Genomic DNA, 21027 nt, shown 5'->3' on the forward strand with positions numbered 1-21027 from the left:
GTCAAACCATTAGGCTCACGATCAAATGGGGCGAATACTCTCTTCGTCCAGCTCCGCATCGAAAAAACGACGCAGCGTCTGGATGTTATTATCCGCAATAATCGACTCACGCGCCTGCGCGAGTTTCTCTTCATAAATGGCCTGACGCCACTCCAGCGGCGTACGCACCGCTGGATTATCATCTTCAACGATGGTCAATTCAACCGTTGACCCCGTTAAGGAACTCAGTGCTTCAGCCAGTTTTTGCTGCGCGCCGCTGGAATTTAGGTGTCGCTGCGTGGAACGCAGGTGCAGGCAAACTACGTTGCCATTCTCTTCTTTCCAGGCATTAAGCGCCACCTGCTCCACCAGTTTAGGCAGCGAGAGCTGACTCACCTGGGCGGCCCACGGGTCACGTTCAATGGCTTCAGCCGCAAGCTTTGCCGCCAGTTCCGGCGTTTTTTCATGCTCAAGCGCTTTTTTCAGCGCTTTCGGCGTGGCAACGACTTCTTTAACTTCTGCAACAGGATTGGTCGCTTTCCAGCGATACGCTTCTTTCTTCGCCGGTGCTTTTTCCAGCGCAGAGACCGCCGGACGCGCCTGAACACGTTCCGACACCGAAGCCAGTCTTTCCAGCGCAGCATTATTCACCGGCCGCGCGCGGGAAGCGGCTGCCGGTTCACTCTTTTTTGCTTTGGTTGCTCCCTGAGCACGTTGCAACTGGCTACGCGCCGCCAACACCTGACTGGTGGCATCGGAGAGCGGCACATTCTGTTGCTGTTGTGCAGGCGCAGGCTGCTGCTGCACCTGCGTCGGGGTCATCACCGCCGTGGGTGCGACCGGGGCAAACGACTGTCGTGGAACTTCAGGTTCCGGGAGCGGCATGCGCGGATGAAAAGCCAGCGCACGCAGCAGCGTCATTTCGACGCCCATTCGCCTGTCCGGCGCATACGGCAGTTCTTTGCGGCCGATTAACAAAGTCTGGTAGTAAAGCTGCACATCAGTTGGCGGAACAATTCGCGCCAGTTCACGCATACGCTGTTCAATGGCGGCCATATCGCTGCCGAGCGCGGCAGGCGAAAGCTGAACCATGGCAATACGATGCAGCAAAGCCGACATCTCAACCAGCAGCGCTTCCCATTCGATACCGCGCGCGGCGGCGTCGTTTACCAGCGCCATAACGCGTTCGCCGTCCGCAGCCACAACCGCTTCAACGAGCGAGAGCGCCTGGTCGTCGTCCAGCGTGCCGAGCATGGTGCTTACCGCCTCGGTCGAGACCTGACCATCGCCGCTGGCGATCGCCTGATCGGTCAGGCTCAGCGCATCACGCAGGCTGCCGTCCGCGGCGCGAGCCAGCAGTTGCAGTGCACGTGGTTCATGGACGATATGCTCTTCTTTGAGGATATGCTCAAGCTGATGGCGAATCTGTTCGACATCCAACGCTTTAAGATGGAATTGCAGACAGCGCGACAGGATAGTCACCGGCAGCTTCTGCGGATCGGTAGTCGCCAGCAGGAACTTAACGTGCGCGGGCGGCTCTTCGAGCGTTTTCAGCAAGGCGTTAAAACTGTGGCGCGACAGCATGTGCACTTCGTCGATCAAGTAGACCTTAAAGCGACCACGCGCAGGCGCATACTGGACGTTATCCAGTAGGTCACGGGTGTCTTCGACTTTGGTGCGTGAGGCGGCATCGATTTCAATCAGATCGACAAAACGCCCCTGCTCGATTTCCCGGCAATTATCGCACACGCCGCACGGCGTGGCGGTGATGCCAGTTTCACAGTTTAATCCCTTCGCCAGCAAACGGGCGATAGAGGTTTTCCCGACGCCACGGGTGCCGGAAAACAAATAAGCATGATGAATACGCCCTAACGACAAGCCGTTCGCCAGTGCCGTCAGCACATGTTCCTGGCCGACGACGTCAGCAAAGGTTTGTGGGCGCCATTTTCGGGCTAAGACCTGATAACTCATTGGCAGGCTCTGAAAGGCTGGAGGGTGGATTCACAGGGGGATAATGCTAACACAACCTCGCAGCGACGGCGAGGTTGACACGTTATATTCGGGCGTTATCGTTGCAGTCAGTTTGGTTTCGGGCAGCGCACAGAAACCGGAGCGTACACGCAGTACGTGAGGATTTCGAGCACTGACCGGGGCCAAAATGGCAAAAAAGATAGCCCTAAATTAGTGGCCCGGGAATGAAACCAGGCTATAACAAGTCAGCCCCTGTTTTTCCAGACGCTGTTCGCCGCCCAGATCAAACAGGTTAATGATAAAAGCAGCATCGGTAACTTCACCACCCAGACGACGGATCAGCTTCACGGTCGCTTCAATCGTGCCGCCAGTTGCCAGCAGGTCGTCCACAACCAGCACTTTATCGCCAGGTTTGATGGCATCAACGTGGATTTCCAGCTGATCGGTGCCGTATTCCAGCTCATAGGTCTCAGCAATAACTTCACGCGGAAGCTTACGGGGTTTGCGTACCGGAACAAAGCCGACGCCCAGACCCAACGCTACCGGCGCGCCAAACAGGAAGCCACGCGCTTCGGTGCCAACCACTTTAGTGATACCCGCATTTTTGTAGCGCTCAACCAGCAATTCAATGCTGAGGGCGTAGGCTTTCGGGTCTTCCAGTAAACTGGTGACATCACGAAAGAGAATGCCCGGTTTTGGGTAGTCGTGGATGCTTTTGATGCTATTTTTGAGAAACTCAAGCTGCTGTGCTGTCGCGGTCATAAGTTTGTGCCTGATTAATACAGTATTACTTCACGGCGCACTAAACACTTCATCCTCGACGAATCTTGAATGATTTTGTGTCTATATAAGAGCCAAGGTTACACTTGCTTAACCTTTGACCACCTGCGCCTGTGCTCGAAAACGGTCGAATTTACTGGCTGTGAGAGACAATTGCAACAGCGATTATTGCGCTTTACTGCTTTTGTTGTTTTTCATCAATCACCGGGATCCGCCACATAAAAATCAGTAAACAGGCGAGAATAACCAGCAGCAGGCCGCGTACCCACATCATATTGACCAGCCACAGTGAAATACCAAACGTCACCAGGATCAACAAAATAGCGCGCGGTTTTGCTCCCGGCGGCATCGCACGGTGTTTTTGCCAGTGGCGCAAATACCCGCCGAACCACGAACGGTAAAGCAACCAGTCGTGAAAACGCGGCGATGAGCGGGCAAAACACCAGGCAGCCAGCAGTATAAACGGCGTCGTCGGCAACAGAGGCAATACAACGCCCAGCGTACCTAGCACTACCGCTATCCAGCCAATGATGATTAGAATAATGCGTTGCATAATATGAGTACTTAACACAGAGAATCGCTACTTTAGCATAACGGTTCTCATTTTCATCGGAGTGTTGTTGTGAAAACCGCCATGCTGTTACAGACGCTCGAAAACCAGCTTAACCGCTTGCGACAACACTGCGCCCCGCTGGCGCACCACACAACGCTTAGCGCCCGCTTTGACAGGCATCTGTTTCACACGCGCAGCACGTTGCTGCAGGCTTGTCTGGATGAGGCTGACGATAATCTTACTGCCCTGCGTCGCGCCGTTGAGCAGCAACAACTCCCACAAATCACCTGGCTTGCGGAACACCTTGCCTCACAGTTAGAGGCTATTTCACGTGAAACCGCCAGTTGGTCCCTTCGAGAGTGGGACAGCGCTTCTCCAGGTCTGGCGCGCTGGCAGCGCAAGCGGGTCCAACATCAGGAATTTGAACGCCGTCTGGTTGAAATGACGCGTGAACGCAAAGAGCGTCTGGCTCAGGCTACCGGCTTTGAAGAACAGCAAAAACTGCATCGTGAAGTAGAAGCATTCGAGGCGCGACTGGCGCGTTGTCGCCATGCTCTGGCAAGAATAGAAAACGTGCTGGCGCGTTTAACCCGTTAATCCCCGGAGAATTTATGTCATTAGAGAACGCCCCGGACGAGGTCAAACTGGCCGTCGACCTGATTGTTTTACTTGAGGAAAATCAGCTACCAGCACGAACAGTGCTACGCGCGCTGGAGATCGTCATGCGTGATTATGAAAACAAACTTAAAACTGCGGAAGGCACCTCGCAAACTGATTAATTGCCCTCTGGTCTGCCATTGGCTTCGGTGTCAGAGTCGTCGCAACATCACGACGATAACGGACAGATCATGGAACGACTCCCCACCACACCCCACGACGCGGTCTTTCGGCAAATGCTGACGCAAAAGGAGGTTGCCCGAGATTTTTTGCAGATCCATTTGCCTGAAGCATTTCTCAATATATGCGATATGGATACATTAACGCTGGAATCAGGCAGCTTTATTGAGGACGATTTACATACCAGCTATTCAGATATCCTCTATTCCCTGCAAACAACACATGGACCCAGCTACGTTTACGCACTGATTGAACATCAGAGTAAGCCCGATAAATTCATGGCCTTTCGCCTGATGCGCTACGCAATTGCCGCCATGCAACACCATCTTAACGCCGGGCATAAGACATTACCTCTGGTCGTTCCTATCCTGTTTTACCATGGTATGGAAAGTCCGTGGCCTTATACCCTTAACTGGCATCACCTGTTTAGCGAACCAAAGCTTGCGAAAGCGCTTTACGGCAATGAATTTACACTGGTAGACCTGACCGTAATGCCAGATAATCAGATCTTGCAGCATCAACGGGTAGCGATGCTGGAACTCCTGCAAAAACATATTCGTCGACGGGATCTGAGTGAGCTATTGGATCAACTGGTCACACTCTTAACACAAGAGCATCTGACAGAATATCAAATCGACGTTTTGATTAATTACATGCTTAAAGCAGGAAATACCACGGAACCCGGCGTACTTGTCCGCCATCTGGCGCAGAGTGCGCCACAGTACAAGGAACAGCTGATGACGATTGCCGAATGGTTGGAAGAAAAAGGCAGAGTGGAAGGCATACAACAAGGGCTGGAAAAAGGGTTAGAAGAAGGTCGGCAGGTTGAAGCGCGTAATATCGCACAAAAAATGCTCGCCCGCGGCCTGGAACTGGAGCTGATTACGCACCTTACAGGCCTGACGCAGGAAGAACTGGTCGCGCTGGCGCACTAAATGCAATCAGGGCGACAAATATGCCGCCCTGATTGCAACTTAACCTACCGAAGGCGTCGGATCATCACCTTTAATGATGTCACGCTTAACCTCGGTCACGGTATCACCTTTCGCGTTATGCAGATGCACTTCGAGCTGGTTAAAGGCGATATCAATGTCGTTTTCACGGCACAAACGATCGACCGCACGGTTCAGTTCATCAACCGTGTGGCTACGATCGCGCAGTTCACGTACGTATAATCGCAGTTCATGATCCAGCGTGCTGGCGCCGAAGGCGGTAAAGAACACCGCAGGCTCTGGATCATGCATCACTTTCGGGTGTTCCATCGCCGCCTGCAGCAGCACTTTCTTCACTTTATCCAGATCCGAACCGTAGGCCACACCGATGCGGATCACCAGACGCGTGGTGGTATCGGAAAGCGACCAGTTGATCAAACGCTCCGTCACAAATGCTTTGTTCGGGATGATCACCTCTTTGCGATCGAAGTCGGTAATAGTGGTGGCACGGATACGGATCTTGCTGACCGTTCCTGAGAACGTACCGATAGTCACGGTATCGCCGATGCGGACCGGGCGTTCAAACAGAATAATCAGACCCGAAACAAAGTTACCGAAGATTTCCTGCAAGCCAAAACCAAGACCAACCGACAGGGCTGCTGCCAGCCACTGTAGCTTATCCCATGAAACACCGAGCGATCCGAAGACCGTCATCGCGCCGATGGCGATGATCGCGTAGTTAAGGATCGTGGTGATCGCATACGAAGCGCCCTGACGCATCTTCAGTCGCGACAGCACCAGCACTTCCAGCAGGCCGGGTAAGTTACGGATCAGCGCCCACGCGACCATTGAGGCAATAATCGCAAACAGCAGGCTGCCCATGGTGACGTCTTTCACCACCGCAGCTCCCGCTTCGGTGCCGTTGTAATGCCAGAGCGTAATGCTATCGAGATAACTGAACACGGTGATTAGATCGGACCAAATTGCCCAGAACAGAATACCAAACAGGGCAACCATCACCAGCATTGTTATACGCAGCGTTTGCTGGTTAACCTGCTCAAGCGCAATGGTCGGTTCTTCCTGCGGCTCGGCTCCTTCCGCCCCTTCTTTCACCAGGTTCTGACGACGCGCTAAGGCACGGCGCCAGGCGATGCGACGTGCCGCCACGCTCAATCCACGCAGTACCGTCTGATACAGCAGGTTCCAAAGGATAACCAGATAGACCGTTTCAATCCAACGACCGGCCAGGCGCAACGTGGTGTAGAAATACCCTGTCGCCGTCAGCACCATTAATGCAATCGGGATAATTGAGAGGACAGTAATGGTAACCAGACGCAAGCCATGCGACTCTTTGTCGCGCCAGCTTTCACGACACATTGGCCATACCAGGAAGGCGATCAGCAGCAGGTTGAGGAAAATAACTACCTGACCCAGCACATCGTCCATCAAATTAAGCGGCGACAGCTCAGCAATGACTGACCAGAAGTTGAGCGGTAACAGCGCCAGGCTAATACGCACGATCTGGCGGCGCCAGTGGCTGGTCTGCTTCGCTGGCATACCAAAATGACGAATTGCCACACCATCTTTTTCCAGCACCTTCCAGCACAGACCAAACACCAGCCAGAAGACTGTCATCTTCTTACTGAACGCCCACAGCAGATCGCTGATATTCAACTGCATGGTAAGCAGAATCAGGCCCAAGGCGAGGATAATCAGGCACGCAGGTAACGCTCGGATCAGATCGATCAGAATCGCTTTTGGCGTATTGAGCTGACTGTCATTACGCAGGTTCCCTACTGCGGCGGCTAATTTCGCCTGATACTCTTTCAACCATTTCAAACGCCAGCGGATTAACCCGGCAATAAGCAGCAGTGGCAGCCCCGCCAGGAACGCAATAAAGACGGCGGGCCAGGCTTTTTCCCAGTTCACTGTGATTTTCATCGATTTAAACTGGTCTTTGAGCGTTTGCGGGAAGGCTTTGATCCAGTCCCAGTCCATCGGACGGTTACTATTAACCCAGAAGATTTGCTGCGTGAGGATCCCTTTCAGGTTCTTCGACACGCTCATTAGCTGCTGTTGATTGATTTGCAGGTTAATCGCCATCATCAACTGGTTGCCCAGCTGCTTGTTCAGCTGATCCAACAGTTCACGGCGCATATCCACGACCTGCAGCAGGGCATCATGGACTTCACCATTCACTTCGTTGCTGTGCCCTTCTTCCAGTTTGGCGACAAACGCATCGTTCTGGAATAGCGCATCACGCTGCTGGTTAATCTCAAACTGTTCCAGACGCAAATCGGCGATCCGGTTGGTCATATCGGCAAGTTCATCCGCCGACGGCAGCGTTTGTTGTTGCTGATACAGAATACGCGACAGCAGCAGGCTGCCTTTCAGGACGGCAATCTGTTCTTTAATGTTGCGTTCGGATTGCAGCGCGCGGTCAAGCCAGTTTTTGACTTTGATATTCTGCTGCATCAGGTTGTTGCCGTTTTCGGTCGCGGCAATCAGACGCTGACTTAGCTGATGGTTAACGTCCAGTTCCTGCTTCACTAACGGATTTGACTGAATACGCTCGGCTTCATCCGGCGTTACCGCTTCCTGAGCTGTCTTTTCGGTTAACGTCAGTCGTTTGCTGTTCACCGCTTCTTGCAGAAGCTGGAGCTGATGTTCAAGCCGGTTACTGTTAGCTGTTACGTAATCACGTTGTTTTTGCAAGGTATCCTGCAAAACAGTATTACCTTCGAGGCTCTTACGCTGTTGGTCGATCTGCACACTCAGCAGCGCCTGCTGTGCCTGCAGCAACACCTGCTGGCTGGGGCGTAACGCAGCCTCTCCCACATTGTTGCCATCGAGTCGATTACGAATTTGCTGCATTTGCTGCGACGCGGTGTACATCGCATTCTGCACACGCTCTGGCTGCGTCTGGAGCGACACCAGTTGGCTGTTGTAAGCGGCAAGATCGTTTTGCGCACTTTGCAGGTCATCCAAAACCTGTGCCACGCGCGACTCAAGCTGTCGCAAGGAGAGTGTACTCAGCGTTTTTCGCGTTTCATCGTCGTTATCGACATCGCTGAGCGAATTTAACGCATCCGTCGCCTGACGCATTTTCTCCGGTGCCTGGGCAACTTTCTGGCGAAGCTGTACGGTCTCATCTTTCACGCGATCGATTTTATCCAACGTGGCGATGGTATCGATGAGATCCTGTTGGACCAGCTTATCCTGCGCGGAGAGATCTTTTTGTTTACTCAGCGCGTCCAGTTGGCTCTGAATATCCGCTTTCGTCGGCAGTTCACCACTCTGTTGCGCCCGCGCAAAAGCAGACGACTGGCAAGATAGCATGAGAATGAAGAAAAGAATGGTAATAGCAATAAGATGCTGTGAACGTTTATAGAGCTGCAACATAGTCATGAGAATGAACGTTTCTGAACCGGAAAAGTGACCGAAAATAGTCAAGCGGCAAGAATATCACGGCTGTGACCGGCAGAATAGCAGCAGGCAAAACGACCAGGAGAATTCCTGGTACAGGCCCAAAACGTTTAGTGGATTTCCGCCACGCCAAGCCGCAGAGTTGGGCACATAAGGCACATCTCCAGCAGCACAGCGACGTATTCCCGAGCTTCTTTTTTCAGATCAAACGATTCGGGGGCAAATAACCAGTTTTCTATGATTCCGGTAATATAGCTGCGCAACAGGACCGCCACGCGACGGGTGTTCAGGTTTTCCGGCAGCATATTGGCATCCATACAGTGCCGCAATGTTTGTTCGATACGATCGTAATTTTCAATACAAAGATGGCGTTGAGCTAACTGAACAGAGGCCATTTCCCCGACAAATTCGCATTTGTGGAATATAATTTCCAGCAACAAACGTCGGCGTTCTTCTGTCACGGTAGCTTCAAGAACGTAAATTAAAATTTCTCTTAATACTGATAGTGGATCGTCGGGGAATTTTGCCTGATACTCAGTCTCTAACTCATCAATGTTAGGTTTTGCTAGCTCCCAGATTTCACTGAATAAATCCGACTTGTTTTTGAAATGCCAATAGATTGCGCCGCGCGTGACACCAGCGGCTTTTGCGATCTCCGCAAGCGAGGTGGATGATACCCCTTGTTGCGAAAACAAATGCAGAGCAACATCGAGAATATGCTGTCGTGTTTCCTGTGCTTGTTGTTTGGTTTTTCGTGCCATATGTCAGTGAATTTACAGGCGTTAGATTTACATACATTTGTGAATGTATGTACCATAGCACGACGATAATATAAACGCAGCAATGGGTTTATGGGCTTTAAGCCATTGATCAATTTGAAATCGGACACTCGAGGTTTACATATGAACAAAAACAGAGGGTTAACGCCTCTGGCAGTCGTTCTGATGCTCTCAGGCAGCTTAGCGCTAACAGGATGTGACGACAAACAGGCCCAACAAGGGGGCCAGCAGATGCCAGAGGTTGGAGTTGTTACGCTCAAAACTGAACCTCTACAGATAACAACTGAGCTTCCGGGTCGCACCAGTGCGTTTCGCATTGCAGAAGTTCGTCCTCAGGTTAGCGGTATTATCCTGAAGCGTAATTTCACGGAAGGTGGCGATATCGAAGCGGGTGTATCTCTCTATCAGATTGATCCTGCAACTTACCAGGCCGCTTATGAAAGCGCAAAAGGCGATCTGGCCAAAGCACAAGCCGCAGCAAATATCGCTCAACTGACGGTTAAACGTTATCAGAAACTGTTGGGTACCAAGTACATCAGTCAACAGGACTATGATAGCGCGCTGGCAGACGCACAGCAGGCAAACGCCGCCGTTGTCGCCGCGAAAGCCGCGGTAGAAACTGCACGCATCAATCTGGCCTATACCAAAGTGACGTCGCCGATCAGCGGCCGCATTGGTAAATCATCCGTTACGGAAGGTGCTCTGGTGCAAAACGGTCAAGCGACCGCACTGGCGACCGTTCAACAGTTGGACCCGATCTACGTGGACGTGACGCAGTCAAGCAACGACTTCCTGCGCCTGAAACAAGAGCTGGCCAACGGCACGCTGAAGCAAGAGAACGGCAAAGCGAAAGTCGAACTGGTAACCAATGACGGCATTAAATTCCCGCAGTCCGGCACGCTGGAATTTTCTGATGTGACGGTTGATCAAACTACCGGGTCGATTACGTTACGCGCCATCTTCCCTAACCCGGATCACACCTTACTGCCGGGTATGTTCGTTCGCGCACGTCTGGAAGAAGGGATTAACCCAACGGCATTACTGGTTCCACAGCAAGGCGTTACCCGTACACCGCGTGGCGATGCCAGTGCATTGGTTATCGGTGCAGACAACAAAGTTGAAACTCGTCAAATTGTCGCCGCACAAGCGATTGGCGACAAATGGTTAGTCACTGATGGACTTAAGCCGGGCGACCGCGTGATTGTCACTGGGCTGCAGAAAGTACGTCCTGGCGCGCAGGTAAAAGCGCAGGAAATCACCGCTGATAACAACCAGCAAGGCCAAAGCGGTAGCCAGCCTGAACAGTCCAAGTCTTAACTTAAACAGGAGCCGTTAAGACATGCCTAATTTCTTTATCGATCGCCCAATATTTGCGTGGGTGATCGCCATTATCATCATGTTGGCAGGGGGGCTCGCGATCCTCAAATTGCCGGTAGCGCAATATCCAACTATTGCACCGCCAGCAGTGACGATCTCCGCGACCTACCCTGGCGCTGATGCCAAAACAGTACAGGATACTGTTACGCAGGTTATCGAACAGAACATGAACGGTATCGATAACCTGATGTACATGTCCTCTAACAGTGACTCCACGGGTACCGTGCAGATCACCCTAACCTTCCAGTCTGGTACTGATGCGGATATCGCGCAGGTACAGGTGCAGAACAAACTGCAGCTGGCCATGCCGTTGCTGCCTCAGGAAGTACAGCAACAAGGGGTTAGCGTTGAGAAGTCATCCAGCAGCTTCCTGATGGTTGTCGGTGTTATCAACACCAACGGCACCATGACGCAGGAGGATATTTCCGACTACGTTGGCGCCAACATGAAGGATGCCATCAGCCGTACTTCAGGTGTGGGTGATGTTCAGCTGTTCGGTTCTCAGTACGCGATGCGTATCTGGATGGATCCGAACAAACTGAACAACTTCCAGCTGACGCCGGTTGATGTAATCAGCGCCATCAAAGCGCAGAACGCCCAGGTTGCAGCCGGTCAGTTAGGTGGTACACCACCGGTGAAAGGCCAGCAGCTTAACGCGTCAATCATCGCGCAAACCCGTCTGACCTCTGCTGATGAGTTCAGCAAAATTCTGCTGAAAGTGAATCAGGATGGTTCCCAGGTTCGTCTGCGTGACGTGGCGAAAGTGGAACTGGGCGGTGAGAACTACGACATCATTGCGAAGTTCAACGGTAAACCGGCATCCGGTCTGGGTATCAAGCTGGCGACAGGTGCTAACGCCCTGGATACAGCAAACGCTATCCGCGATGAACTGAAGAAGATGGAACCGTTCTTCCCGTCAGGTCTGAAGATCGTTTACCCGTATGACACCACGCCGTTCGTGAAAATATCTATTCACGAAGTAGTGAAAACGCTGGCGGAAGCAATCATCCTCGTGTTCCTGGTAATGTATCTGTTCCTGCAGAACTTCCGCGCGACGCTGATTCCGACTATCGCCGTGCCGGTGGTGCTCTTGGGTACGTTTGCCGTCCTTGCGATTTTCGGCTTCTCGATAAACACCCTGACGATGTTCGGGATGGTGCTCGCCATCGGCCTGCTGGTGGATGACGCCATCGTTGTGGTCGAGAACGTTGAACGTGTAATGGCTGAGGAAGGACTACCGCCGAAGGAAGCAACGCGTAAATCAATGGGCCAGATTCAGGGCGCACTGGTGGGTATCGCGATGGTACTGTCAGCGGTATTTATCCCAATGGCGTTCTTCGGGGGGTCTACCGGTGCAATTTACCGTCAGTTCTCCATCACCATTGTTTCCGCGATGGCGTTGTCTGTACTGGTGGCATTGATTCTGACCCCTGCCCTGTGTGCGACCATGCTCAAACCGATTGCTAAAGGCGATCACGGAGAAGGCAAAAAAGGCTTCTTCGGCTGGTTTAACCGCATGTTCGATAAGAGTACGCACCATTACACCGATAGCGTAGGCGGTATTCTGCGCAGCACCGGTCGTTATCTGGCGCTGTATCTGATCATCGTCGTGGGCATGGCCTATCTGTTCGTTCGTCTGCCAAGTTCGTTCCTGCCAGACGAAGACCAGGGGGTATTCCTGTCTATGGCTCAGCTGCCAGCGGGTGCAACGCAAGAGCGTACCCAGAAGGTGCTGGACGAAATGACGGATTACTATCTGACCAAAGAAAAAGCGAACGTTGAATCGGTGTTTGCCGTTAACGGCTTCGGTTTTGCAGGTCGTGGTCAGAACACCGGTATCGCATTCGTCTCTTTGAAAGACTGGAGTGAACGTCCAGGTAAAGAGAACAAAGTTGAAGCGATTACTCAACGTGCAATGGGCGCATTCTCGCAGATCAAAGACGCGATGGTCTTTGCCTTTAACCTGCCAGCGATTGTGGAGTTAGGGACCGCGACCGGTTTCGACTTCCAGTTGATTGACCAGGCAGGTCTGGGCCATGAGAAGCTGACTCAGGCGCGTAACCAACTGTTTGGTGAAGTCGCGAAGCATCCTGATCTGTTGGTCGGTGTTCGTCCTAACGGTCTGGAAGATACGCCGCAGTTCAAGATCGATATCGATCAGGAAAAAGCGCAGGCTCTGGGCGTTTCCATTAGTGATATTAATACAACGCTGGGTGCAGCATGGGGCGGAAGCTACGTGAATGACTTCATCGACCGTGGTCGTGTGAAGAAAGTTTACGTCATGTCTGAAGCGAAATACCGTATGTTGCCGGAAGATATTGGAAACTGGTATGTCCGCGGCAGCGATGGACAGATGGTACCGTTCTCCGCCTTCTCTACCTCACGTTGGGAATACGGTTCACCGCGTCTGGAACGCTATAACGGTTTGCCTTCCATGGAAATCTTAGGCCAGGCCGCTCCGGGTAAAAGTACCGGTGAAGCCATGGCCATGATGGAGCAACTGGCCAGCAAACTGCCATCCGGTATCGGTTATGACTGGACCGGTATGTCCTACCAGGAACGACTGTCCGGCAACCAGGCCCCTGCCCTGTATGCCATTTCACTGATCGTCGTGTTCTTGTGTCTGGCAGCGCTGTACGAGAGCTGGTCAATTCCGTTCTCCGTAATGCTGGTTGTACCGCTGGGTGTTATCGGTGCATTGCTGGCAGCAACGTTCCGCGGCCTGACCAACGACGTTTACTTCCAGGTAGGCCTGCTCACAACCATTGGGTTGTCGGCGAAGAACGCGATACTTATCGTCGAATTCGCCAAAGACTTGATGGATAAAGAAGGTAAAGGTCTGATAGAGGCGACGCTGGACGCAGTACGCATGCGTTTACGTCCAATCCTGATGACGTCACTGGCCTTTATTCTGGGCGTAATGCCGCTGGTCATCAGCTCCGGCGCAGGTTCCGGTGCACAGAACGCCGTTGGTACTGGCGTAATGGGCGGGATGGTGACGGCAACCGTGTTGGCGATCTTCTTTGTTCCGGTGTTCTTTGTGGTGGTACGCCGCCGCTTTAGCCGCAAAAATGAAGATATTGAGCATAGCCACTCAGTAGAGCATCATTGATACATATCTAAAGATAAGGCCGCGCAAGCGGCCTTTTTTCTGGAAAAATCATAAAAATCACTTATTGCCATTCCGTTTATTTTCTATCGGATAAATAAGCGATATAATCCTTGCAGCCTTAAAGGCTATTCTTAAAAAAACAGCGAGAGTTCTTATTTACTTTAATAAATATTAAGATTAATCCTATCCACTGGTTCACATTGTCGGTTGTTGCCTTTCGTTGCTAAACCTAAACAAGATAACCCGATGATTGCCCGAAGAATAAAGAAATTGTCCCATTTCGAATAGCGGCATTTATCTGTTAAAATGTAAAAATGACGTAGCATCATAATTTTACATAATTGTAATTTTTCGTGATATGACGATGAAATCTTTTTTAGAGTAGATTATAGTTAAATCATCAGGAGTCGCGGGCAAGTTCCAGGTAGTTGTTGTATCCATCCCGAAAGGTGTTCGGTTAGTTTAAGCCACTAAGAAGGGGATGCGTTATGGATGAATACTCACCCAAAAGACATGATATCGCGCAGCTTAAATTTCTCTGCGAAACTCTGTATCATGACTGTCTTGCAAACCTTGAACAAAGTAACCATGGCTGGGTTAATGACCCTACCTCTGCAACCAGCTTGCAGCTCAATGAACTGATAGAGCATATTGCAACCTTCGCACTTAATTATAAAATTAAGTACAATGAGGACAATAAGCTGATCGCGCAGATAGATGAATACCTGGATGACACTTTTATGTTGTTCAGCAGTTATGGTATTAATACGCAGGATCTGCAGAAATGGCGGAAGTCAGGTAATCGACTGTTTCGCTGTTTTGTCAATGCCACCAGGGCTAATCCTGTTAGTTTGTCTTGTTAAAAATTATTACAATCATAGGTAAGAGTTATGTCCGATAAACCATTAACTAAAACAGATTATTTGATGCGCCTGCGACGTTGCCAGACAATTGATACGCTAGAGCGCGTTATTGAAAAAAATAAATATGAATTGTCCGACAACGAACTGGCTGTATTTTACTCAGCAGCAGATCATCGCCTTGCTGAATTGACCATGAATAAGCTTTACGACAAGATTCCAACTTCTGTTTGGAAATTCATTCGCTAATTGCACTCAAGGTTAAGTCAGGTATAGCGGTACCGTTGTCTGGCTGACCATTTTCGTATTTACAATGGTTATTTAATTCAAATCGCGTGACTATGATCACAGCAAAGGAGCGGGAACGTTCCCCTTGTTTGCATTACGTTTTACTGTGCTGAAATAACCTTCAGTACACAGGGAATTCGTAATGCGTAATGAAAAGCAAAAAATGATCGCCGGCGAATACTATCGCCCGGCAGATGAAATGCTGCGCAGTGACCGACTACGCGCTCGTCAGTTGATCCATCGCTACAATCTCACCGCTCCCGATGAAAAAAATGAGCGTCAGGCAATCCTGCACGATCTGTTAGGTCAGAGTGAGGGAGCCTATATTGAACCCTCTTTCCGTTGTGATTACGGTTATAACATCTATCTTGGTAAAGACTTTTACGCCAACTTCGACTGCGTTATGCTCGACGTCTGTCCAATTCATATTGGCGACAACTGCATGCTGGCACCAGGCGTTCATATCTATACCGCGACCCATCCGCTGGATGCTACCGAGCGCAACAGTGGCCTGGAGTTCGGAAAGCCCGTGACTATCGGCAATAATGTCTGGATAGGTGGCCGTGCAGTGATCAATCCCGGCGTCACGCTGGGCGATAACGTGGTTGTGGCATCAGGCGCAGTGGTCACTAAAAGCGTTCCGGCAAACACCGTGGTTGGGGGCAATCCCGCAAGGATCATCAAAACGCTGTGATCTTAAATGTAACTGTTATGCTAAATTGCGGTTAATCTGTTACTTTCTTCAAAGGGTATCCCCTTTTAAAATAGGGCGATCCCTCCTGAATTTTGCAGATATCACGAAGGCAAGAGATGACAGAAATACAGCGCCTGCTTACTGAAACAATCGACGACTTAAATATTCGCGAGAAGCGCGATAACAAACCGCGCTTTAGCATCAGCTTTATTCGCAAACACCCAGGGCTGTTTATCGGCATGTATGTTGCGTGGTTTGCCACGTTGGCGGTGATGCTACAGTCAGAAACGTTAGTCGATTCAGTATGGCTGCTGGTGGTGCTGTTCGTTGTACTCAACGGCTTTTTCTTTTTCGACGTTGCGCCACGATACCGCTTTGAAGATATCGACGTTCTGGATTTTAGAGTTTGCTATAACGGAGAATGGTACAACACTCGCTTTGTCCCCTCCTCTCTCATCGATACTATCCTGCACTCACCGTCCGTGGATAGCGAACATAAAGCACAGCTGCAAAAGATGATATCGCGCAAAGGCGAACTCTCGTTTTACGATGTCTTTACGCTTACCCGCGCCCAGACCAGCCAGTAACGGCATCTCAGCACAGATAAAAAAAGTGCGTTCCTGCGAAGGTAACGCACTTTAATCCCTGAAATGCTGGCAAAGAAACTAACGTCTTTTTTTACGCCCCTGTACTGCTTTAAAGCGCGGATTCGTTTTGCAGATAACGTACAAACGCCCTTTGCGTTTTACTATCTGGCAGTCAGGATGGCGCTGTTTTGCGCTGCGAAGTGAATTGAGTACCTGCATTTTAATCCCGCTTAACGCCAATAAAATGACCAAAACGTTTTTGGAAACGTGCTGCACTACCTTCATTATCAAAGGTTTTTTGTTTCCCGGTATAGTACGGATGTGATTTAGAAGAGATATCGAGGGTCACGTACGGGTACATTTTCCCCTCAAACTCAATTTCACGCTCAGTCTTGATGGTCGAACCGACCTTAAAGAATTCATTGGCACTGGTATCGTGAAACACTACGGTACGGTAAAAAGGATGAATATCCGGTTTCATGGCAACCTCAATTTGTTACGTTATAACATAACTATCAAAATACACCACTCTTGTACAAACCACAACCTGATTTACGCTACAGGGATTTAAACGGGATGATAAATGGCCGTAAATATATGATGCCAATCGAATAGCTTTTTGGGGTTTCGGATATACTTTCCCTACGCTGTGTAAATAAGGATATCACTGTGACAACACGACATTTGATAAGCCTGGTGACTGGGGTACTGTTCCTTTCCATCCTCGCGCCTGTAGGTTTAAGCCTGTGGCTGGCACATCGTCAGGTCGAAACGAAATTTATCGATGAACTCGATATGTTCTCAACGCGAGTCGCATTACGTACGGAACGCGTAGGCGAGCAGGCGAAAAAAGCATTACGCAATATTGAAGCTTTTCAGGGAGTGCCTTGCAGTGACGAGCATTTGCTGGAAATGCGTCGTTTGTCCTATAGCTATCGCTATATTCAGGAAGTGCTGTACCTCAAAGATAATGTTCCACAATGCTCATCCCTGGAAAAAAGAAGTAAGGCCGCCGCGTTTCCATCAGCGATGAAAGTCACGCCTGATGGATATCGCGCATGGCTTACTACGCAAAACGATTTGGGCATCAAGCGCTTTATGGCAGCATTAGGGAGCGAACATTATGTTGTGATGGTCGATCCGGGCTCTTTTATTGACGTCATCCCGTTTGGCTCATGGCCGATTGAAGTCACTATCATTGGAACCGTGCGCAACATAGTCGTTGCCAGTAGCGCCAACCTGCCATCGGACGTTTTGCAGCATGTACAGCAAGAAAAATCGATTACTCATTTTAAAAAAGATGGCAGCATTTATAACGCCCGCCCCTTTCCTGAGTTGGGTATCACGATCGTAACCTGGGCATCTACCCTGCCGTTACAAAAAACCTGGCACCGACAGGCACTGATCTGGCTTCCGGCAGGCATTCTTATCGGATTGCTCACCGCCGCCTTTGTTTTGCGCATTTTGCGCCGCTTACAGTCGCCCCATCACCAATTACAGGACGCTATCCAGCATCGGGATATCAAGGTCTACTACCAACCGGTTATCTCGCTCAAAACGGGAAAAGTCGTCGGGGCTGAAGCACTGGCTCGCTGGCAACAGGCTGACGGAAGCTATCTGTCGCCAGAAATTTTCGTCGCGCTGGCGCAAGAGACCGGGCTGACAGAGCCTCTCACACGATTGATTATTGAAAGCGTATTTGAAGATTTAGGTAAATGGCTGCGTCAGCATCCAGACCAGCATATATCCATCAATCTTGAGTCAGCCGATCTGGCCTCCGAAACGCTTCCTGCTCTGTTAAGTCAGAAAGTGAACCACTGGCAACTTAAGCCTACGCAAATCGCGCTGGAACTAACCGAACGCGAGTTTGCCGACCCGAAAAACAGCGCGCCGTTTATTGCTAAATACCGTCAGGCAGGCCACTCGATCTATATCGATGATTTTGGCACCGGCTATTCCAGCCTGAGCTATTTACAGGATCTGGATGTCGACATCCTGAAGATAGACAAATCGTTCGTTGATGCACTGGAGTACAACAACGTGACGCCACATATTATCGAGATAGCGAAAACGTTGAAGCTGGAGATGGTGGCGGAAGGTATCGAAACCGAGAATCAGGAAGCCTGGCTACGCCAGCATGGCGTGCAGTACGGTCAGGGCTGGCTTTACAGCAAAGCGCTGCCGAAGGCGGAATTTATTCTGTGGGCAGAAAAACGGCTTTAACATTGCTGTTGATGTTGAGATGGCTGGCGGCACGCCGCACAGCCAGTCACATCACTCTTCCATAATGGGCGCAAATCCACCGTAGATCATTCGCTTGCCATCAAATGGCATAGATTCACCGAATTCCTTCATACGGGGATCGGACATCATCTTCTGATTCGCCGCATCGCGGACCTCTTTGGAAGGGTATTCAATCCAGCTGAATACCACTTCTTCATGCTCCTGTGCTTTCACAGCCATGCGAAAATCGGTCAGTTTGCCGTCGGGGACATCATCTGCCCAGCACTCCACTACGCGCAATGCACCGAACTCCTTGAAAAGCGGAGCTGCTTTTGCCGCCATCGCAATGTACGCCTCCTTGTTTTCAGCGGGTACGGCAACCACAAAGCCATCAACATACTTCATGAGAAAAACCTCCGAAGTGTACTGCGCGGCAAGCCGATTCCGGCCGCGTCAGTCGAGGTTAAGTTTAGTCGCCAGTAGGCGATCGCGCCCCAGGTGCATTCCTGATACGCGTACGTGACTGCGGCTGATGCCGAAACCACGGCAGGCAAAGCTGAATCAACGGTCCGATAGCCAAGGCATACAGCACCGTACCAACGCCCACGGTTCCACCCAGCAGCCAACCGATAAGCAGCACCGACACTTCGATTGCGGTTCGAATTCGTCGTACTGGCCAGCCGGTACGCGCGTGGATACCGGTCATCAGACCATCACGCGGACCGGTGCCAAAACCTGCGCCAATGTACAGGCTGGTTGCTAACGCATTCAATATTACCGCTGACACCAGCAGCCCGCTGCGCGCCAGCAGAGATTCAAATCCAGGAATCACCAGCAGCGCGGCATCTGCCGCCAGCCCGATCATAATCACGTTGCTCAGCGTGCCAAAGCCTGGACGCTGGCGCAGCGGTATCCACGCCAGCAACACCAACACGCCAACGGCAATAATCACCACGCCGATATTCATCGACAATAAATTGGCTACACCCAGGTGAAACACGTTCCACGGATCGGCCCCTAAATCAGCACGGACAAACATCGCCGTCGACACACCGTACAGCGTCAGCCCGATAAACAGCTGAAGTAAACGACGCAGCATGCTTTTCCCCTCTCACTCTCGGATAACTTTCATCTTCACCGCAATTGGCACTATGATTAATGTCCAGTTTTCAAAAAGTGGACTGTTATGTCATCTCGCCGTTACGGAAGTCAGTCTTTGCAACGCCTGCTCGGACACTGGCTGGAAAGCCCCTCGCGAACGCCCATCTGGCGACAGCTGGCAGAAGCGTTACGTCTGCTTATTCTCGATGGTCGGCTGGCGCTGGATAGCCGCTTACCGGGTGAACGCGAGCTCGCCGTCGTCCTGCAAGTAAGTCGAACTACCGTCGCCAGCGCTATGGCGCAACTGCGTGAAGAGGGATATCTGGAAAGCCGTCATGGTAGCGGCTCACGGGTGATCCTGCCGGAACATATTCGCCATGTGCCAACCCGGACCAGTACCGGCACAGCACTTGATTTGTCCACGGCGGCTCTAAGTGCCGGTCCCGAAATTCATCAGGCTTACCAGCAGGCGCTGTTTGCTATGCCACAGCATTTGCTGAGCTCCGGGTATCTGCCGCTGGGGTTGTCGGTATTACGTGAATCCATCGCCCGGCATTATTGCGATCGCGGGCTCCCGACGCAGCCCGATGAAATCATGGTCGTGAATGGTGCAGTCAGCGGCCTGGCGCTGATCCTGCGTTTGCTCACCGGCCCCGGCGATCGCGTGGTGGTCGATCACCCCACTTATCCGCTGGCGATTGCCGCGATTCAAGGCGCATCCTGTCGTCCCGTCGGCGTGTCGCTACCCGAGCACGGTTGGGATACCGCGGGTCTGGTCGCCACCATCGCGCAAACCGCACCGAGAATGGCCTACCTGATGCCGGACTTTCACAATCCGACCGGGCGTTGCATGGACGCTGCAACTCGCCAGGTCGTGGCGGATATTGCCGAACGAACCCGCACTACCCTGGTGGTCGATGAGACGATGGTGAACCTGTGGTATGACGCCCCGCCGCCGCCGCCGCTTGCCGCATTCAATCGCGACGCGCCGATCATTCTATTGGGTTCGGCCGGGAAAAGCTTTTGGGGGGGATTACGTCTGGGCTGGATCCGGGCGTCGGCGCGAACCATTGCGGCGCTGGTACAAACCCGCGACACCTTCGATTTAGGCTCCCCGGTGCTTGAACAACTTGCCACCAGTTGGCTGCTGGATAACGCCGCCGACTTTCTTCCTGACAGAAGACGGCTACTCACATCGCAGCGCGATCTGTGCTCGAGCCTGATGAACGCACATTTCCCGGAGTGGCAGTTTACCCAGCCACAGGGAGGACTCTCTTTTTGGGTTGAACTGCCCGATACGCTGGCAACGCTATTCGCTACGCGCGCCGAAAGCGTAGGCATTCAATTAGGAACCGGTACGCGGTTTGGGCTTGATGGCGCATTCGATCGTTTTTTGCGTATGCCTTTCACGTTGCCGGATGACACAGCGCGTGCCGCCTTCAGGGTGTTACAACCCATTTGGGATAACCTGCGTTTGCAGGCCAGCAGCGGGAAAGTACGCAAAATAATCTAAGCGACGAGTCAAAGG

The 21027-nt window shown here is 51.5% G+C and carries 20 protein-coding genes and 1 other annotated feature; of the genes, 11 read left to right on the forward strand and 9 right to left on the reverse strand.

Annotation, left to right across the window (positions count from 1 at the left end):
- Positions 1-21 precede the first annotated feature (21 nt).
- From dnaX to OGX90_RS22405, 3 genes are all read right to left on the reverse strand, one after another.
- Positions 22-1950, reverse strand: coding sequence for a DNA polymerase III subunit gamma/tau (gene dnaX, locus OGX90_RS22395; RefSeq protein ID WP_060682646.1), 1929 nt, complete (start codon positions 1948-1950; stop codon positions 22-24).
- Positions 625-689, reverse strand: a sequence feature (DnaX frameshifting element). It overlaps the preceding gene by 65 nt.
- A 210-nt stretch (positions 1951-2160) precedes the next feature.
- Positions 2161-2712, reverse strand: coding sequence for an adenine phosphoribosyltransferase (gene apt, locus OGX90_RS22400; protein ID WP_286588083.1), 552 nt, complete (start codon positions 2710-2712; stop codon positions 2161-2163).
- A gap of 193 nt (positions 2713-2905) precedes the next feature.
- Complete coding sequence (locus OGX90_RS22405; protein WP_008783969.1) at positions 2906-3283, reverse strand: DUF454 family protein; 378 nt, start codon at positions 3281-3283, stop codon at positions 2906-2908.
- 69 nt (positions 3284-3352) lie between these two features.
- Between OGX90_RS22405 and priC the strand changes: the two genes are divergently transcribed.
- The 3 genes from priC (at position 3353) to OGX90_RS22420 (ending at position 5055) form a co-directional block, all read left to right on the forward strand.
- Complete coding sequence (priC, locus tag OGX90_RS22410; RefSeq protein ID WP_008783968.1) at positions 3353-3880, forward strand: primosomal replication protein N''; 528 nt, start codon at positions 3353-3355, stop codon at positions 3878-3880.
- Positions 3881-3894: 14 nt separating this feature from the next.
- The gene (gene rsmS / locus OGX90_RS22415) at positions 3895-4062 is read left to right on the forward strand and encodes a pleiotropic regulatory protein RsmS (RefSeq protein ID WP_065772037.1); all 168 of its coding nucleotides are present in this window, start codon (positions 3895-3897) and stop codon (positions 4060-4062) included.
- Positions 4063-4131: 69 nt separating this feature from the next.
- Positions 4132-5055 carry an Rpn family recombination-promoting nuclease/putative transposase gene (locus tag OGX90_RS22420; protein ID WP_048214781.1) on the forward strand — a complete coding sequence of 308 codons (924 nt, stop codon included), beginning with the start codon at positions 4132-4134 and terminating at the stop codon, positions 5053-5055.
- A 39-nt stretch (positions 5056-5094) separates the two neighbouring features.
- Here OGX90_RS22420 and mscK read toward each other — a convergent pair whose 3' ends face one another.
- Both mscK and acrR read right to left on the reverse strand, forming a co-directional pair.
- Positions 5095-8460 (reverse strand): mechanosensitive channel MscK, encoded by a 3366-nt coding sequence (gene mscK / locus OGX90_RS22425; RefSeq protein ID WP_286624717.1) that lies wholly within the window; start codon positions 8458-8460, stop codon positions 5095-5097.
- Between the two features lie 128 nt (positions 8461-8588).
- The gene (gene acrR / locus OGX90_RS22430) at positions 8589-9239 is read right to left on the reverse strand and encodes a multidrug efflux transporter transcriptional repressor AcrR (RefSeq protein ID WP_003831045.1); all 651 of its coding nucleotides are present in this window, start codon (positions 9237-9239) and stop codon (positions 8589-8591) included.
- A gap of 141 nt (positions 9240-9380) precedes the next feature.
- Here acrR and acrA point away from each other — a divergent pair, with 141 nt between their 5' ends.
- The 6 genes from acrA to OGX90_RS22460 all read left to right on the forward strand — a co-directional run bounded on the left by acrA (position 9381) and on the right by OGX90_RS22460 (position 16175).
- A complete protein-coding gene (acrA, locus tag OGX90_RS22435) occupies positions 9381-10574 on the forward strand; it encodes a multidrug efflux RND transporter periplasmic adaptor subunit AcrA (RefSeq protein ID WP_003831044.1) in 1194 nt (397 codons plus the stop codon).
- 22 nt (positions 10575-10596) lie between these two features.
- The gene (gene acrB, locus OGX90_RS22440; RefSeq protein WP_008783964.1) at positions 10597-13746 is read left to right on the forward strand and encodes an efflux RND transporter permease AcrB; all 3150 of its coding nucleotides are present in this window, start codon (positions 10597-10599) and stop codon (positions 13744-13746) included.
- Positions 13747-14234: 488 nt separating this feature from the next.
- The gene (gene tomB / locus OGX90_RS22445; protein ID WP_003021733.1) at positions 14235-14609 is read left to right on the forward strand and encodes an Hha toxicity modulator TomB; all 375 of its coding nucleotides are present in this window, start codon (positions 14235-14237) and stop codon (positions 14607-14609) included.
- 27 nt (positions 14610-14636) lie between these two features.
- Positions 14637-14855 carry a hemolysin expression-modulating protein Hha gene (hha, locus tag OGX90_RS22450; RefSeq protein WP_002892050.1) on the forward strand — a complete coding sequence of 73 codons (219 nt, stop codon included), beginning with the start codon at positions 14637-14639 and terminating at the stop codon, positions 14853-14855.
- Between the two features lie 181 nt (positions 14856-15036).
- Positions 15037-15588, forward strand: a complete 552-nt coding sequence (gene maa / locus OGX90_RS22455) for a maltose O-acetyltransferase (protein ID WP_008783963.1) — start codon at positions 15037-15039, stop codon at positions 15586-15588.
- Between the two features lie 116 nt (positions 15589-15704).
- Positions 15705-16175 (forward strand): YlaC family protein, encoded by a 471-nt coding sequence (locus tag OGX90_RS22460; protein WP_020996574.1) that lies wholly within the window; start codon positions 15705-15707, stop codon positions 16173-16175.
- Between the two features lie 78 nt (positions 16176-16253).
- Here OGX90_RS22460 and ykgO read toward each other — a convergent pair whose 3' ends face one another.
- Both ykgO and OGX90_RS22470 read right to left on the reverse strand, forming a co-directional pair.
- Positions 16254-16394 (reverse strand): type B 50S ribosomal protein L36, encoded by a 141-nt coding sequence (gene ykgO, locus OGX90_RS22465; RefSeq protein WP_005125190.1) that lies wholly within the window; start codon positions 16392-16394, stop codon positions 16254-16256.
- A 1-nt stretch (position 16395) separates the two neighbouring features.
- Complete coding sequence (locus OGX90_RS22470) at positions 16396-16656, reverse strand: type B 50S ribosomal protein L31 (RefSeq protein ID WP_286624718.1); 261 nt, start codon at positions 16654-16656, stop codon at positions 16396-16398.
- 188 nt (positions 16657-16844) lie between these two features.
- Here OGX90_RS22470 and pdeB point away from each other — a divergent pair, with 188 nt between their 5' ends.
- Positions 16845-18398, forward strand: coding sequence for a cyclic di-3',5'-guanosine monophosphate phosphodiesterase PdeB (gene pdeB, locus OGX90_RS22475; RefSeq protein ID WP_286624720.1), 1554 nt, complete (start codon positions 16845-16847; stop codon positions 18396-18398).
- A gap of 51 nt (positions 18399-18449) precedes the next feature.
- On the opposite strand, the gene OGX90_RS22480 is transcribed toward pdeB, so the two are convergent.
- Together OGX90_RS22480 and yczE are read right to left on the reverse strand one after the other, a co-directional pair.
- Complete coding sequence (locus OGX90_RS22480; RefSeq protein ID WP_008783959.1) at positions 18450-18803, reverse strand: DUF1428 domain-containing protein; 354 nt, start codon at positions 18801-18803, stop codon at positions 18450-18452.
- 64 nt (positions 18804-18867) lie between these two features.
- The gene (gene yczE / locus OGX90_RS22485; protein WP_234692804.1) at positions 18868-19497 is read right to left on the reverse strand and encodes a membrane protein YczE; all 630 of its coding nucleotides are present in this window, start codon (positions 19495-19497) and stop codon (positions 18868-18870) included.
- 87 nt (positions 19498-19584) lie between these two features.
- On the opposite strand from yczE, the gene yczR reads away from it, so the two are divergent.
- Positions 19585-21012 (forward strand): MocR-like transcription factor YczR, encoded by a 1428-nt coding sequence (gene yczR, locus OGX90_RS22490; protein WP_286624723.1) that lies wholly within the window; start codon positions 19585-19587, stop codon positions 21010-21012.
- Positions 21013-21027 lie beyond the last annotated feature (15 nt).

Source organism: Citrobacter sp. Cpo012, assembly GCF_030333015.1.
GTDB classification, from domain to species: domain Bacteria; phylum Pseudomonadota; class Gammaproteobacteria; order Enterobacterales; family Enterobacteriaceae; genus Citrobacter; species Citrobacter portucalensis.

Excerpts from the sequence above, each read along its gene's own strand:
- dnaX (WP_060682646.1), bottom strand. The coding sequence starts at position 1,950 with ATGAGTTATCAGGTCTTAGCCCGAAAATGGCGCCCACAAACCTTTGCT.
- apt (WP_286588083.1), bottom strand. The coding sequence starts at position 2,712 with ATGACCGCGACAGCACAGCAGCTTGAGTTTCTCAAAAATAGCATCAAA.
- OGX90_RS22405 (WP_008783969.1), bottom strand. The coding sequence starts at position 3,283 with ATGCAACGCATTATTCTAATCATCATTGGCTGGATAGCGGTAGTGCTA.
- rsmS (WP_065772037.1), top strand. The coding sequence starts at position 3,895 with ATGTCATTAGAGAACGCCCCGGACGAGGTCAAACTGGCCGTCGACCTG.
- OGX90_RS22420 (WP_048214781.1), top strand. The coding sequence starts at position 4,132 with ATGGAACGACTCCCCACCACACCCCACGACGCGGTCTTTCGGCAAATG.
- mscK (WP_286624717.1), bottom strand. The coding sequence starts at position 8,460 with ATGACTATGTTGCAGCTCTATAAACGTTCACAGCATCTTATTGCTATT.
- acrR (WP_003831045.1), bottom strand. The coding sequence starts at position 9,239 with ATGGCACGAAAAACCAAACAACAAGCACAGGAAACACGACAGCATATT.
- acrA (WP_003831044.1), top strand. The coding sequence starts at position 9,381 with ATGAACAAAAACAGAGGGTTAACGCCTCTGGCAGTCGTTCTGATGCTC.
- acrB (WP_008783964.1), top strand. The coding sequence starts at position 10,597 with ATGCCTAATTTCTTTATCGATCGCCCAATATTTGCGTGGGTGATCGCC.
- tomB (WP_003021733.1), top strand. The coding sequence starts at position 14,235 with ATGGATGAATACTCACCCAAAAGACATGATATCGCGCAGCTTAAATTT.
- hha (WP_002892050.1), top strand. The coding sequence starts at position 14,637 with ATGTCCGATAAACCATTAACTAAAACAGATTATTTGATGCGCCTGCGA.
- maa (WP_008783963.1), top strand. The coding sequence starts at position 15,037 with ATGCGTAATGAAAAGCAAAAAATGATCGCCGGCGAATACTATCGCCCG.
- OGX90_RS22460 (WP_020996574.1), top strand. The coding sequence starts at position 15,705 with ATGACAGAAATACAGCGCCTGCTTACTGAAACAATCGACGACTTAAAT.
- ykgO (WP_005125190.1), bottom strand. The coding sequence starts at position 16,394 with ATGCAGGTACTCAATTCACTTCGCAGCGCAAAACAGCGCCATCCTGAC.
- OGX90_RS22470 (WP_286624718.1), bottom strand. The coding sequence starts at position 16,656 with ATGAAACCGGATATTCATCCTTTTTACCGTACCGTAGTGTTTCACGAT.
- OGX90_RS22480 (WP_008783959.1), bottom strand. The coding sequence starts at position 18,803 with ATGAAGTATGTTGATGGCTTTGTGGTTGCCGTACCCGCTGAAAACAAG.
- yczE (WP_234692804.1), bottom strand. The coding sequence starts at position 19,497 with ATGCTGCGTCGTTTACTTCAGCTGTTTATCGGGCTGACGCTGTACGGT.
- yczR (WP_286624723.1), top strand. The coding sequence starts at position 19,585 with ATGTCATCTCGCCGTTACGGAAGTCAGTCTTTGCAACGCCTGCTCGGA.